Source organism: Gilliamella sp. Nev5-1 (assembly GCF_001690895.1).
GTDB classification, from domain to species: Bacteria; Pseudomonadota; Gammaproteobacteria; order Enterobacterales; family Orbaceae; genus Gilliamella; species Gilliamella apicola_C.
This window is the reverse complement of sequence record NZ_LZHO01000022.1, coordinates 1-15,349: the sequence shown is the minus strand read 5'-3', so window position 1 is coordinate 15,349 and position 15,349 is coordinate 1. Positions and strand designations below refer to the sequence as shown.

The 15,349-nt window shown below is 34.9% G+C and carries 12 protein-coding genes and 4 tRNA genes; 12 read left to right on the top strand and 4 right to left on the bottom strand.

All coding sequences use genetic code 11. The annotated features are described in order from the left end of the window. Window positions 1-120 precede the first annotated feature (120 nt). Both A9G41_RS03115 and pabB read left to right on the top strand, forming a co-directional pair. Window positions 121-690, top strand: coding sequence for an anthranilate synthase component II (locus A9G41_RS03115; protein ID WP_065581695.1), 570 nt, complete (start codon window positions 121-123; stop codon window positions 688-690). 8 nt (window positions 691-698) lie between these two features. Beyond that, on the top strand, window positions 699-2,453 hold the full coding sequence (gene pabB / locus A9G41_RS03110; protein ID WP_065581598.1) for an aminodeoxychorismate synthase component I: 1,755 nt from the start codon (window positions 699-701) through the stop codon (window positions 2,451-2,453). Between the two features lie 45 nt (window positions 2,454-2,498). On the opposite strand, the gene A9G41_RS03105 is transcribed toward pabB, so the two are convergent. Genes A9G41_RS03105 through A9G41_RS03095 form a run of 3 tightly spaced genes read right to left on the bottom strand, consistent with a single transcriptional unit; the run spans window position 2,499 to window position 5,980 of the window. Continuing rightward, on the bottom strand, window positions 2,499-3,083 hold the full coding sequence (locus A9G41_RS03105) for a PqiC family protein (RefSeq protein ID WP_065581597.1): 585 nt from the start codon (window positions 3,081-3,083) through the stop codon (window positions 2,499-2,501). Further along, window positions 3,083-4,720 carry an intermembrane transport protein PqiB gene (pqiB, locus tag A9G41_RS03100; RefSeq protein ID WP_065581596.1) on the bottom strand — a complete coding sequence of 546 codons (1,638 nt, stop codon included), beginning with the start codon at window positions 4,718-4,720 and terminating at the stop codon, window positions 3,083-3,085. The genes A9G41_RS03105 and pqiB overlap by 1 nt, the downstream gene beginning before the upstream one ends. Window positions 4,721-4,735: 15 nt before the next feature. Continuing rightward, window positions 4,736-5,980, bottom strand: coding sequence for a PqiA/YebS family transporter subunit (locus tag A9G41_RS03095; protein ID WP_081302109.1), 1,245 nt, complete (start codon window positions 5,978-5,980; stop codon window positions 4,736-4,738). Between the two features lie 506 nt (window positions 5,981-6,486). Here A9G41_RS03095 and recA point away from each other — a divergent pair. The 10 genes from recA (at window position 6,487) to rarD (ending at window position 14,116) form a co-directional block, all read left to right on the top strand. Next, on the top strand, window positions 6,487-7,533 hold the full coding sequence (gene recA, locus A9G41_RS03090) for a recombinase RecA (protein WP_065581594.1): 1,047 nt from the start codon (window positions 6,487-6,489) through the stop codon (window positions 7,531-7,533). After that, a complete protein-coding gene (locus A9G41_RS03085; protein WP_065581593.1) occupies window positions 7,533-8,033 on the top strand; it encodes a regulatory protein RecX in 501 nt (166 codons plus the stop codon). Before recA ends, A9G41_RS03085 begins: the two co-directional genes overlap by 1 nt. A gap of 203 nt (window positions 8,034-8,236) precedes the next feature. Next, window positions 8,237-10,870 carry an alanine--tRNA ligase gene (alaS, locus tag A9G41_RS03080; protein ID WP_065581592.1) on the top strand — a complete coding sequence of 878 codons (2,634 nt, stop codon included), beginning with the start codon at window positions 8,237-8,239 and terminating at the stop codon, window positions 10,868-10,870. A gap of 135 nt (window positions 10,871-11,005) precedes the next feature. Then, complete coding sequence (gene csrA, locus A9G41_RS03075) at window positions 11,006-11,206, top strand: carbon storage regulator CsrA (RefSeq protein ID WP_065567772.1); 201 nt, start codon at window positions 11,006-11,008, stop codon at window positions 11,204-11,206. 124 nt (window positions 11,207-11,330) lie between these two features. Next, window positions 11,331-11,423, top strand: a tRNA-Ser gene (locus tag A9G41_RS03070). Window positions 11,424-11,439: 16 nt separating this feature from the next. Beyond that, window positions 11,440-11,516, top strand: a tRNA-Arg gene (locus A9G41_RS03065). An 18-nt stretch (window positions 11,517-11,534) separates the two neighbouring features. Further along, window positions 11,535-11,611, top strand: a tRNA-Arg gene (locus tag A9G41_RS03060). Between the two features lie 19 nt (window positions 11,612-11,630). After that, a tRNA-Arg gene (locus A9G41_RS03055) sits at window positions 11,631-11,707 on the top strand. Between the two features lie 152 nt (window positions 11,708-11,859). Then, window positions 11,860-13,152, top strand: coding sequence for a serine--tRNA ligase (serS, locus tag A9G41_RS03050; RefSeq protein WP_065581591.1), 1,293 nt, complete (start codon window positions 11,860-11,862; stop codon window positions 13,150-13,152). Window positions 13,153-13,219: 67 nt separating this feature from the next. Continuing rightward, complete coding sequence (gene rarD / locus A9G41_RS03045) at window positions 13,220-14,116, top strand: EamA family transporter RarD (RefSeq protein ID WP_065581590.1); 897 nt, start codon at window positions 13,220-13,222, stop codon at window positions 14,114-14,116. 44 nt (window positions 14,117-14,160) lie between these two features. Here rarD and pflA read toward each other — a convergent pair whose 3' ends face one another. After that, window positions 14,161-14,940 carry a pyruvate formate lyase 1-activating protein gene (pflA, locus tag A9G41_RS03040; RefSeq protein ID WP_218057015.1) on the bottom strand — a complete coding sequence of 260 codons (780 nt, stop codon included), beginning with the start codon at window positions 14,938-14,940 and terminating at the stop codon, window positions 14,161-14,163. Window positions 14,941-15,349 lie beyond the last annotated feature (409 nt).

The window sequence follows — 15,349 nt, the reverse complement described above, 5'->3', positions numbered from 1 at the left end:
TAGTAATCGTCTCTTCTTTTAAGCACGTTAGCGATATAATAGGATCTTTTATGACTGAATTTTAACGGCTACCCGTTCCAGTTTTTAAACCAATATGCTTTATAATTAGTGGGTTATATTTTGATATTATTAATAGATAATTATGATTCTTTTACATTTAATATTCACAATTATCTGTGCCAAGTTGGCGCAAAAGTTAAAGTCATTAAAAATGATGAAATGACAATTGAACAAGTAAAAGCGCTTACCATTTCTAAAATTATTATTTCCCCGGGTCCTGGCGCACCAATTAATGCAGGAATATCACTTGCAGTTATTGCTGAGTTTTCTCATATTTGCCCGATACTGGGAATTTGTTTAGGACATCAAGCGATAGCTCAATATTATGGTCACCGCATTATTAAAGCGCCAATACCTATGCATGGTAAAATTGATGAAATAACTCATGATGGCCTAGGGATATTCAAAGGAATTCAATCCCCGCTTTCGGTTGTTCGCTATCATTCATTGATTGTTTGTGATAGTTTTTTACCAGAAGATCCGCAGTTAGTTGTAACGGCGAGAAATCATGATGGGTTGATTATGGGATTGCGCCACAAAACATTACCCATTGAATCCGTCCAATTTCATCCTGAAGCCATTAAAACCGAATCCGGTTTACAAATGATTAATAATTTTGCCCATAAGTAATATTTAAAATGAAAATTTATATCGATTTTGAAGGTGAGCGTAAATATTTTTGTAATCCTATCAAAGTGTTAGTGTCACATGATTGTTCTTCAATTAAGCAACAACTTGATGAGGTTGAAAAGTTTACTCAACAAGGTTATTTTGCTGTTGGTTACCTTGCCTATGAAAGTGCAATGGGATTAAATAGTGCAAACCAAACCAAAAATAGTCATGATTTTAATCAAGATTTACCCCTTCTTTTATTTGGTATTTTTGATGATGTTACTGTCCTTAAGCAACCAGAAATCAGTGATTATACACCCCCAAATTTTGATTTAATCAGTGGCACCGCATTTGATGAATATCAGCAAAAAATAGCTTATATTAAATCACAAATTGAATTAGGCAATACTTACCAGACTAATTACACTATTCAATTTACTGCACCCTTTAATGAAAGCGCTATTGATTATTACCACTTTCTACAAAAAAATAATCAGGCAGATTATTGTGCTTATCTTGAGTTTGACGATTATTATATTTTATCAATTTCGCCAGAATTATTTTTCAAGTTAGACAATAATATTATTACCACAAAGCCAATGAAAGGAACAACAGGGCGTGGCTTAAATAACCAGCAAGATAAACAGCAATTAGATTTATTATTTTCAGAAAAAAATCAAGCCGAAAATATGATGATTGTTGATTTATTGCGTAATGATCTAAGTAGAATTGCAAAGCCTGGCTCTGTCACAGTGCCTCAATTGTTTGAGGCTGAAAAATATCCCACTGTTTGGCAGTTGACGTCAACGATTCAAGGTGAATTGAAAGACGATGCCAATTTATATCAAATTTTTCAGGCGCTATTCCCTTGTGGTTCAATTACTGGCGCACCAAAAACCAGTACTATGCAAATTATTGCAGACAGTGAAAATACACCTCGTGGCATTTACTGCGGAACAATTGGTTATATTGAGCCGTATATGAATAAAGCCATATTTAATATTCCAATTCGTACCCTAACTGTGCATAATCAACAGATGTACTATGGCGTTGGTGGGGGTATCACGTGGGATTCAACATCACAAGACGAGTATAACGAGATCTTAGCGAAAACAGCCATTTTGCATCGTACTACTTCTACTCCAAAATATATCATTGAATCGTTATTGCTAGATAAAGGGCAATTCTTTTTATTGAATGAACACTTAAGCAGGCTTGCCCAATCAGCTGATTATTTTGATTTTAACTGTGACATTCACGTAATTAAGTTACAACTTATTAAGTTAGCAAATTCAATGCCTAACAATCTTTATAAAGTGAGAATTTTACAGCAAAAAGATGGGTATTGCACGATTAGTAAAGATATCATTAATACGCCGATGAGCATTAATGAAATCCGATTAGCACCACAGTGTGTTCATACTCAAAATGTGTATTTGTATCATAAGACATCAAATCGTGAGCACTTTCCAGATTTAGCGGTTGGGAAAGAGTATATTAATTTTAATCAACACAATGAAGTAACTGAATTTGTCAATGGAAATCTTGCATTGCGATTTAATGGTCAATGGTTTACGCCTAAAAAAGAATCGGGATTACTTGCTGGTACCATGCGGCAATTTTATTTGGATCACAATCAGTTGTTAGAAAAAACAATTGTAAAAGATGATCTTTTAAATGCTGATAAAATTGCTTTTATCAATAGTGTTCGCAAATGGGTGGAAATTGATGATAAGGTTTTTAGCCAGTTCAAACTGTCACTAAGATCTATTGCCATTTAAGTTTAGACATTCCGTCAGCACGCTAACGGAATGTCAGTGTAAACACTAATGCTTTATTGAGTTTGCAAAGTCTAACTCCTCATCATGCCATCCTTTTGATAGCGCTTTAACTAAAGCATCATAGCCATTGGTTGCTAAAGGAACATGGCGCTCAAATGGTTTGGTTTCAATATTATTTTTACGGTCAGTAACAACCCATCGGCCTTTAATTATCGCATCCCCCGTATAACTGCCATGAAAGCTATCTATAAATAATTTTACCGTTAGTATTGGTGTTGTAATTGATCGGCTAGATACAACATAATTAGGCAACAAAGCGGTTAAATCTTGCGTTAATCGCTCTTCAAGTTGTTGAGATAAAGTTGATGCCCATAGATGATTCGCTGCCGTTTCATATTTGATATCGTCTGTTTGCAATACAATACCTGGGTTATTTAAAAAGCTTGCCACATCAACCGATTCAATCCAAATAAAATGATTAGTGATTTTCATATTTTTTGACACTGGGCTGAGTGGATTACTTGTTAGCTGAAAATAACTTTTACTTGGGCTGCCAGCCGAGCAACCCACTAATATAGCAAACAATGGCATAAATATGACTATAAGTAACTTTTTATCTATTTTGTTCATTATTTTTTACCTTTTGCTTTAGGCTCTTGATCCTTTTTCGTCGGAGCAGAAAAAATCAGTGCGTTACTTTTATTATTGAGCGTATTAAGTAACGGGGTAAGTTCATCCATCATTTGTTGAACTTTTTGTAAGCTTTCTTTCATTTGATTATTCAGTTCAGATCCTGGTTGTAGTCCTTTCATTGTTTCATTTAATGAACGTAATGTTTTTTGCAGATCTTTTGGCATATTCTGCATTTCTTTACTCGCCATAATTCGATTTAATGAATTCATTAGTTTTTCACTGGTAGCCAATGATTTATTAAACTGAGATACGGTGTTATTCAGTGGTAAGTTATTAAAATTATCTAATAGCTGAATAATTTTTGCTTGAATTTGTGCAATTCCTGTCGACGTTGTTTCAATGGTATCGTAACCAAACTGTTGCGCTAATTTTGGATCATATTTATTTTTTAAGTCAGGGTAAAAATCAAGATCTATATATAATGCGCCTGTGAACATGTTGGAAGTTTTTAATGAAGCTCTTAAGCCATTTTGTTGTTCTCTGATGATCAATGCCGCAATGTCAATTTTTTCATCAACAAGTTCTGATAAACGATCGGGTTCAATTCTAATTAATATCGGAACTCTTTTATTTAAAATCGATGATTGTTTTAACATTTCAGCGGTATAAAATGGCACTTTCGAAACTGTTCCTAACCTAATTCCGTGATATTCAACAGGTACCCCTTCTGATAAGCCAGAAATAGAATCAGAAAGCATAATAAGAAATTCTTTGTATTCAGTATATTGTGAGTCTTGGATAGATTTTTTGTCTTCGTATAATGTATAAACTGAATTTTGTTCAGCTGGCGCACCTAATTTTGAACCTTCAGGCAAATCAAAACTGATTCCACCAGACATTAAGACATCTAAAGAAGGGACATCTAAGCTAGCGCCTCGAGATGAGAGGGTTAAGTTAATTCCGCCTTCTTTCCAGAATCGGACATTTTGTGTTACTAGTACATCGTAAGGTTTGGTAATAAAAATTTGGTACTTCATTTTACGTGATTCAACATCAAATTCTGACGTTTCAACATTACCTACACGATAACCATGAAACATGACAGACGCGCCTCTAGGAATTACCCCATTTTGATCGCTTTCTAAACTTAGACGAATTCCTTTAATGCTTGGATCGGACAACGGAGGCGCATCAGACAGGACAAAAGGTTTATGTTGAAAACTGTGGGTATCATTTCCAGCAACGAGTTCTATATAAACACCCGATAAAATCGTGCCAAGTCCAGTTATGCCATCTCGACCAATTTCTGGCTTCACAACCCAAAAAATAGAGTCATTTTTTAGTAGCGGATCCATATCATTATAAATACGCCCTTTTATTACTACTTGCGTGTAGTCGTCAGATAGAGTTACTTCATCGACGATACCGACATCAACGCTACGGTTTTTAATAACCGTTTTCCCAGCAACAATACCATTGGCATCTTTTGCAAGCAATGTAAACGATGTTCCTCTATCAGCCAAATGCGCATAGATTATCCAAAGACCAACAATTGCAGTAACAATGGGGATGATCCATATTGCTGAAATAGCTCTAATTTTAATTATTTTTGCTAATTTACTTGATGTTGTCATATTGTTCCTATTAATCTATTTTTTATTTTGCGGTAGATCCCAAATTAAACGAGGATCAAATTTTTGTGATGCAATCATTGTAATAATCACAACAGTTGCAAAAAATGTAACGCCAATATCAGGATAAACGCCCATCATTTGCTGATTTCTAACTAAAGAACAAATAACAGAAACCACAAATATATCTATCATTGACCATTTACCAATAAATTCAACTGCTGTATATAATTTTTTCATTTTCAAGCAATTATGATTATTTTTTCGTTTTACAGCTAGTGCAAAATAACAAAGCCAACTTAGCGAAATAATTTTTAAGATGGGAATAGCGACACTGGCAATAAAAATAACAAGTGCAACAGGCACATCACCTGCTTGCCACATATAAATGACACCATCCATAATTGTTGAACTTGATGGCGAACCAAATACAACAGTTATCATAATGCCAAATAAATTAGCAGGAATGTAAAGAATCAATGAAGTAACCAATAAAGCAATAGTCCATTGTATCTTATCACGTTCTCTGATTTTGCTTTTTTGTTTGCATCGAGGACATTTTATATAATGCTCAGGTAATATCGCCTCACAGCAACTGCATAATTTCAAATTTTGACAAATTCCCGTTTCACCAGCTTGTAATATACCTTGAACAAAATTATTACGATGAATTTCATTCCAAATGGTTTCCGGAGAAAAAATCACTAAAGACTTTATATAAAAAAAGACAAACAGGCAAAATGCCCAAAATGTACTCGTAACGCCAATACTGCCATAACTCATGAGTTTAACAAAACTCACTAAAATTCCAGTAAGAAATATTTCAGGCATACACCAGTGTTGAAACTTTTCATGAACAATAAGTAGATCGCGTTTACGATATTTTGTTAATGTTAATTTTGAACAAAGCAAAATAATAATTGATAAATTTAATATAGGAAAGAGTAAAACAAATAAGATAAAAAGTGCTGAAATATAATGATATTTATCAAAAAAAAGGGTTTTAGGAATATCTAATAAGCTAATACCAATAAAATTACCCACAATACGAATATCAATAAAAAGAAAGCCACATCCTACAATAATCATAATTAATGAACAGGCTGCATACATAGTTGCATTAAATTTCATGTTGCTATTATTTTTAGCCAACGTGGTATTACAACGAGGGCAAACAGCTTTATGCCCTACCTCAATATTAGATAATTCTATGACCAAATCACAGTGTGAGCATAAAACATAATGTTGTTTATCAATGGTCATTATTTTCCTTTATTCGATATTTATTTTTAACCTGTAAAATATTTTAAATCGATATAACGTTTAAGTATAAAAGCTAGTGAATTATTTTAAATTATTGGCTGTGGAATAATTACTTTCGTAAATAAAGTGGATTAAACCCTCTGCACCGCTAATGATATCAAATGGTATTTTGTTATGAAAGCATTAGCAAATTAAATTAATTAAATTGGATGATGAAATAATTTACGCCTTTTATGTGCATTTAAGCAACCACTATGCGTTTAAAATTGTTCAAATAGTATATATCGTAAAATTAACCGCCTAATTCAATAAATTTAATCTTGAATCTCAATATTTCATCACCATTTGTTAGTTTCAATTATGACATCAAATGAATTATTTATAAAAAAATTGTGAAGAAGTTCTCATGATTAACTAAATAATTTCTATATATAAAAAAAACTTGATACTGTATAACAATACAGTATAATATATAGCCATATCCTAACTCATTGGAATTTTATAATATGAACGAAAACAAACAACGCGCACTTTCAGCAGCATTAAGTCAAATCGAAAAACAATTTGGTAAAGGTTCAATTATGCGTTTAGGCGATACCCAAACGTTGGATGTGGATGCGGTATCTACTGGTTCTTTAGGGCTCGATATTGCATTAGGTATCGGTGGCCTACCAATGGGTAGAATTGTTGAAATTTTTGGCCCTGAATCATCTGGTAAAACAACGCTAACTTTATCTGTGATAGCTCAAGCACAAAAAGAGGGTAAAACCTGTGCATTTATTGATGCTGAACATGCGCTGGATCCTATTTATGCTGCAAAATTAGGGGTACAAGTCGATGATTTACTCGTTTCTCAACCCGATACAGGAGAGCAAGCACTCGAAATTTGTGATGCTTTAGTTCGTTCTGGTGCTGTTGATGTTATTATTGTTGACTCAGTAGCTGCATTAACACCAAAAGCAGAAATTGAAGGTGAAATGGGCGATTCTCATATGGGATTACAAGCTCGTTTAATGTCACAAGCATTGCGAAAACTAACTGCGAATATTAAAAATGCCAATTGTTTAGTTGTCTTTATTAACCAGATCCGTATGAAAATTGGTGTTATGTTTGGTAGTCCAGAAACGACAACTGGAGGTAATGCACTGAAATTCTATGCATCAGTACGTTTAGATATCCGCCGTACTGGTTCTGTAAAAGAAGGTGAAGATGTTATTGGTAGTGATACTCGAGTAAAAGTGGTTAAAAACAAAGTGGCAGCCCCTTTTAGACAAGCTGAATTCCAAATTCTTTATGGTTGTGGTATTTCGAAAGAAGGCGAGTTAATTGATTTAGGCGTTAAGCATAAGTTAGTCGATAAAGCAGGAGCGTGGTATAGCTACAATGGCGAGAAAGTGGGTCAAGGTAAAGCTAATTCAATTAAGTTTTTACAAGAACACCCTGAGATCGCTTCAGAACTTGAAACTAAAATACGCGAATTATTATTAAATAGCCCTGCTGTTTTTACATCTGATGACCAAGCTATATCATCAGAAAGCGAAAGCGTTGAATAATGGAAACAAAACTGAACAAATCAATGCTCAATAAAGCTGTGCAATTACTTGCACAGCGCAACCATTCTTCTTATGAGCTAAGCCAAAAAATAGCCTCTTTTTTCATAAAAAAACTGCAATACACCGATGAAGAATACCATGACCAGTTAACCAAACTAAAAATTGAAATTCAATATATTATTGAATATTGTATAAAACAAAATTGGATTAATGACGAACAATATATTGAAAATTATATTGTTATGCGAGCCCAAAAAGGTTATGGAAAATATAAAATAGCCATGGAACTTAAACAACGAGGTTTACCTGTTGATTTGAGCCGGCAACTTTTGCAAATTGCCGATATCAATTGGGGAAATATGGCATACGAGCAATTACTAAAAAAGCTAAAACAAATTGATTGTAAAAATAATAATAATAAACAAAAAGGTATGCAATTTTTAATGACGAGAGGTTATACACAAGATGATATTAAAACTGCTTACGATTTATTGACTTAAATAATTATAATATCTACAATACTAGGTATATAGCTTAACAAAAGCAATTATAAATAAAGCTCGCAAATTCTTTTTTAGTTTTCCCTTATTTACTTGTAATATTAGTTAGATCCGTTTCGATATAAGAATATTTACTTTTCAACTTTAGTTGTAGCGGGTATATTACTATGTTTAAAAATCTATCGTTTTATATGGAAGCATAAATGAAAAGCACTGCAGAAATTCGTCAAAATTTTCTTGACTTTTTCCGTGGCAAAGGACATGAAGTTGTCACAAGTAGTTCCCTTGTCCCGCATAATGATCCAACACTATTATTTACTAATGCTGGAATGAATCAATTTAAAGATGTCTTTCTTGGTATTGATAAACGCTCTTATTCTAGAGCAACAACATCACAACGTTGTGTCCGCGCTGGCGGTAAACATAATGATTTAGACAATGTTGGTTATACTGCTCGCCATCATACTTTTTTTGAAATGCTAGGAAACTTTAGTTTTGGCGATTATTTTAAGCATGATGCAATACATTTTGCTTGGGAGCTATTAACCAGTGAAGAATGGTTTAACCTACCAAAAGATAGGTTAACTGTTACTGTCTATGAAACAGATGATGAAGCATATGCTATTTGGGAGAAAGAAATCGGTATCCCTAAAGAACGAATAATTCGTATTGGCGATAATAAAGGCGCGCCATATGCTTCGGATAACTTCTGGCAAATGGGCGATACAGGTCCTTGTGGTCCTTGTACTGAAATTTTCTATGATCATGGCGATCATCTTTGGGGTGGCCCTCCTGGAAGCGCTGAAGAAGATGGTGACCGATATATAGAAATTTGGAATATTGTCTTTATGCAATTTAACCGATGCCCTGACGGTACAATGGAACTATTGCCTAAGCCATCAGTTGATACAGGTATGGGGCTTGAGCGTATTGCAGCGGTGCTTCAGCATGTTAATTCTAATTATGAAATTGATTTATTTAAAAAATTAATTCACGATGTAGCTAAAATTATTCAAACTAAAGATTTGGAAAGTAAATCTTTACGAGTCATTGCCGATCATATTCGATCTTGCGCATTTTTAATTTCTGATGGTGTACTTCCATCTAATGAAGGTCGTGGTTATGTATTACGCCGTATTATTCGACGTGCGGTACGCCATGGACATATGTTAGGCGCCAAAGATATTTTCTTCTATAAACTTGTTAAACCATTAATTGAAGTAATGGGAAGTGCTGCAATTGAATTAGGACAAAACCAGAAGTTGGTCGAAGACGCACTCAAAATTGAGGAAGAGCAATTTTTAAAGACACTAGAACGAGGGTTGTTTTTACTTGATCAAGAATTAACTAAAATAACGGGAAACATTTTACCTGGAGATATTGCATTTAAACTTTACGATACTTACGGTTTTCCTTTAGATTTAACTGCTGATGTATGTCGTGAAAAAAATATTACTGTTGATGAAATTGGCTTTAATTTATGCATGGAAGAGCAACGTAAGCGAGCCCGTGAATCAAGCTCTTTTAATGTTGATTATAGTAATGTTATCAAACTTGATGATAAAACAGAATTTTTAGGCTACCAAGAAACAGAATCATCAGGAAAAGTTATCGCTATATTTAAAGATGGTCAAAAAGTTGAAAGTGTTAATTCTGGCGATGATGCTATTGTCATTTTAGATAAGACACCATTTTATGGCGAGTCTGGTGGTCAAATTGGCGATAAAGGATTATTAACAGCAGCAAATGTTGAATTTACTGTTTTAGATAGTCAAAAATACGGCAAAAGTATTGGTCATATAGGTAAAATAATTAAAGGTTCTTTAAAAGTTGGCGATAATGTTACTGCTGCAATTGATGTGGAGTTACGTGAGCGTATTCGTCGTAATCATTCAGCTACACATTTGTTACAAGCTGCGTTGCAACGTGTTTTAGGTAATCATGTTCATCAAAAAGGGTCTTTAGTTAATGATAGTTATCTGCGTTTTGACTTTTCGCATAATCAAGCTATTACGCCAGAACAAATTATTGAGATAGAGAATTTGGTTAATCAACAGATTCGCCACAATTTACCTGTAGAGATTGAACTAATGCCAATTGATAAAGCCAAAGATAAAGGCGCTATGGCTTTATTTGGTGAAAAATATGAAGATATTGTTAGAGTTCTTACAATGGGTGATTTTTCAATTGAGCTTTGTGGTGGTACTCATGTAGATAGAACGGGTGATATTGGTTTATTTAAAATAATATCCGAATCAAGTATCGCATCTGGCGTGCGCCGTATTGAGGCAACCTCAGGACAAAATGCAATGGATCTGATCCATCATGAGTCTAATTTATTAACTCAGATTGGACAAGTAGTTAAAAGCGATAAGTCTGCTGTTTTAAACCGTATTGAGCAACTGTTTGAACAAACTAAACAGCTTGAAAAAATAATTGAGCAATTAAAAGCACAAAAAGCAAGCCAAGATAGTGCGCAATTGCTTAATCAATGCGAAAAAATCAATAGTACAAATTTACTAATTGCTAAACTTGATAATGTCGAAGCAAAATTATTGCGCACTATGATTGACGGTCTAAAAAATCAATTGAAAACAGGCGTAATTGTTTTAGCGGCCGTTAATGATGGCAAAATCAATTTAGCTGCTGGAGTCACCAATGATTTAATCAGAGTAGTTAAAGCTGGTGAATTAGTTTCTCAATTAGCGTTAAAGGTAGGTGGTAAAGGTGGTGGGCGACCTGATTTTGCTCAAGCAGGTGGAATGGATCTTTCAGCGTTACCAGAAGCATTATCTTCTGTAAAAAAGGAAATCAGTAATAAATTACAGGCAAGTTAGTCCAGATATGCTCGATTATTTATTAGTTAAATATTAGAGTTTTTTCTGCAAAATTTTATCTTACTGATAGAAGGCTAGCGAAGCTATATCTTAAAAATTGTTTAGATATATACTTAACTGATATTAGGAGATCGAATGTTAATTTTAACTAGGAGAGTAGGTGAAACACTAATTATTGGTGATGATGTAGTCATTACTATTTTAGGTGTTAAAGGTAATCAAGTCAGAATTGGTATCAATGCCCCTAAAGAAGTTTCAATTCATAGGGAAGAGATATATAACAAGATTCATCAGTCAAAAGAGACAAATGATGAATTATCCAAGCCAATGGGGTGATATTGGGTAGGAAATAAACAATTAAGCGCACATAAACAAAAAAATGTTTGACTTATTTTTTGTAAACCGTAATATGTGCGCCACACATTATGATTTTGTTGCTAAAGCGAAATCATAATGTTTCGGTGAGATGGCCGAGAGGCTGAAGGCGCTCCCCTGCTAAGGGAGTATGCGGTCAAAAGCTGCATCGAGGGTTCGAATCCCTCTCTCACCGCCATTTAAAATTAAAATATGCATCCGTAGCTCAGCTGGATAGAGTACCCGGCTACGAACCGGGCGGTCAGGGGTTCGAATCCCTTCGGATGCACCATTTTAATAAATTCAAAATGCATCCGTAGCTCAGCTGGATAGAGTACCCGGCTACGAACCGGGCGGTCAGGGGTTCGAATCCCTTCGGATGCACCACTTTTTCATGAGTTTACATGCATCCGTAGCTCAGCTGGATAGAGCACTCGGCTTCGAACCGAGCGGTCAGGGGTTCGAATCCCTTCGGGTGCGCCATTTTGGTTGAATACCAATATAATTCTAGTATACTAAGTTCACAAATTTTAATATATGTAATTACCCACTTTTTGATTTATATGTTCTGTTATCTATATTAGAATAATAATGAAGTGAAAATATTACTTAATTAATAATAATGGACATTATTTATGTTGGATCCGAATTTACTCCGAAATGAACTTGATCTTGTTGCTAATAAACTAGCACGCCGTGGATTTAAATTAGATGTTGATACTATCCGTCAACTAGAAGAAAAACGCAAAGTATTACAAGTTGAAACCGAGAATTTGCAAGCTGAGCGTAATGCTCGCTCAAAGGCAATTGGTGAAGCTAAAGCACGAGGCGAGGATATCTCAGCTGTACGTGAAGAAGTGAATAAGCTTGGTGAAAAACTTAATAGCGCTAAAGCTGAGCTTGATATCTTACTTAACCAAATTAAAGATATAGCTTCTACTATTCCTAATATTCCTGATGACTCCGTTCCTGATGGCAAAGATGAAAATGACAATATAGAAATTTCTCGCTTTGGAACCCCACGAACGTTTGATTTCCCGATTCAAGATCATGTTGCATTGGGCGAGCGCTTTGGTGGGCTAGATTTCGCAGCAGGAGTAAAGCTAACCGGTGCACGTTTTGTCGTGATGAAATCACAAATAGCACGCTTACATCGAGCTATAACTCAATTTATGTTAGATTTGCACACTGAACAACATGGTTATGCCGAGATTTATGTGCCGTATTTGGTAAATCAGACAACGCTTTTTGGCACAGGACAATTGCCGAAGTTTGCGGGTGATTTATTTCATACTAAACCGCTAGATGAAGAAACAGAAAACAGCAATTATGCATTAATTCCAACTGCTGAAGTGCCTGTAACCAATCTCGTGCGTGATGAAATTCTTGATGAAAGCGTATTACCATTAAAAATGACAGCACATACGCCGTGCTTCCGCTCTGAAGCAGGATCTTATGGTAAAGATACTCGCGGATTAATTCGTATGCATCAATTTGATAAAGTCGAATTGGTTCAAATTGTTAAGCCTGAAGAATCTATGCAAGCATTAGAAGAACTTACTGCCCATGCGGAAAAAGTTCTACAATTACTTGAATTACCATATCGAAAAATTGTGTTATGCACTGGCGATATGGGCTTTGGTTCATGTAAAACTTACGATCTTGAAGTCTGGGTTCCAGCGCAAAATACTTATCGTGAGATCTCTTCTTGCTCTAATATGTGGGATTTCCAAGCACGTCGCATGCGAGCTCGTTACCGTAATAAGGCCGATAATAAAACTTATTTAGTTCATACTTTAAATGGTTCAGGATTAGCGGTTGGTCGCACACTGGTTGCCATTATGGAAAACTACCAACAGGCAGATGGAACAATTAAAATCCCATCCGTCTTAATTCCTTATATGAATGGCGTTGAGTTTATCGGATAAAACTGGACATTACACATACAATAGCGCTAATAATTAGCGCTATTTTTTTATTAATTAAGGTGGAAAAATGATAAAAGGCATTACACTTTCGATACTGGCGTCATGCCTTTTTGGTTTACTTTATTACTATCCTGTTTTATTACAACCGTTATCCGTTATTGATATTTTCTGTTGGCGATTATTAACTTCTTTTCCTGCTATTATTGTTCTTATTTCTATAGAAAAACAGTGGCCTGAAATTGCAATGCTACTAGCACGAATTAAGCAGCAACCATCGTTGCTTATTGGGCTATTATTCTCTTCATTACTGCTAACAATACAAATGTTGATTTTTATTTGGGCTCCCCTTAATGGGCACGGATTATCGGCATCACTAGGGTATTTTTTATTACCATTAACCATGGTAATTATTGGGCAGCTCGTCTACCAAGAAAAGTTAAGTTTTTTACAAAAAATATCAGTTGGACTGGCGGTATTAGGCGTTATTATTGAAATCTATATGACCCAAGCATTTTCATGGGAAACTGCCGTTATTGCATTAGGTTACCCTATTTACTTCATGGTTCGGCGTAAGTTAAAAATAGAAGGTATTGCAGGTACATTTTCTGACTTCTTTTTTATTTTCTTAGGTTGCTTAGGCTACTTTTTAATAAGTCATCGTGTTAACAAGATACTTGATGATCTTATCCATTTCCATCTATATATTCCAATGTTGGGCATAATAACCGCACTAGCATTTGCGATGTATTTTATGGCAAGACGACTATTACCAATGGGTTTGTTTGGTTTACTTGGCTATGTAGAGCCAGTATTACTTACTATTGTCTCTGCCTTATTTTTACATGAATCAATTTCGCCTGAACACATTGTCTCATATGGGCTTATTTGGTCGTCAGTTTGTGTTCTTGCTTTAGAAGGTTGCCTTTTTGTTTTACGAGCAATAAAGCGAAAAATAATATGGTGAAAACCGAAGATGGAAGGCATATGATCATTCATATGCCTTTTATTTTATTTACTGAAGGTGACATAATGGCCATAAGATTCTAAAATGCCTTGGATCCTGTCCATGGTTTCTCTTGGCGGTGCCTCAACGCCAGCCAATTTATATTCGTCACCAAGCGTGTCCCATTTATAAGCCCCTAATTTGTGATAAGCTAATAATTCTACGCGCTCAATATTATCCATTCCTTGAATGAATTTACCGAGTAAATGAGCGGAATCATCATCATCAGTCCATCCCGGTACAACCACATAACGTATCCAAGTTCTTTTGTTAATTTTTTGTAGATGTTTAGCAAATTCTAGAACACGTTTATTAGGCACACCAACTAGTTTTTGATGAATTTCATCATTGACCTGTTTTAAATCGAGCATCACTAAATCAGTGACTTCTAAAAGTTCATCCATTATATGATCGAGTTGTCTAGCATACCCATTAGTATCTAAGCAGGTACTAATACCCTCTTGATGGCAAGCTCTAAACCATTGAGTAACAAATTCAGCTTGTAAAGTTGCTTCACCACCAGAGGCCGTTACACCGCCACCATTTGGCATAATGAAGCTTTTGTAAGAAACAATCTCTTTCATCAACTCATCAACGGTAACTTCTCGACCTGCTTTTAAATCCCACGTATCGCGATTATGGCAATACAAGCAGCGCATTAAGCACCCCTGAAAAAAAACAATAAAACGAATCCCAGGACCATCGACAGTACCGAAAGATTCGAAAGAGTGAATACGACCTATAATAGGCGACTTTGTTGTCATAATTATGTTTTGTTGTTCCATAGATAATCTCTAATCATTGCTCATATTGCTTTTTTAATCATTTTAACCCTGATAATGACTAAATTACACCAATTGTATTAATCAATACGAATTATATTTCCGTTTAATTATATCGAATAATGACCCATAATATTTAATTATTATCATCGTATTCATATTTAATTACAGTGGCACAAATAGTATTTTAGCGTTGATAAAAAAATAGCGCCTTAAGGGCGCTATCAGATTGATGACAAAGAACTCGCTTTTTGGCGAGTTCTTTGATCTAATAGAGAGGAGTCCACTATAAGAGAAGTTCTTCTATGCTAAAAAAACCAACTCCAGCGACACCAGAAAAAATAGAGCAAATCTCACTAGATGCGCTTGTCCCCCAAAATCATCTTGTTCGTAAAATAGCTAAAGTCATTGA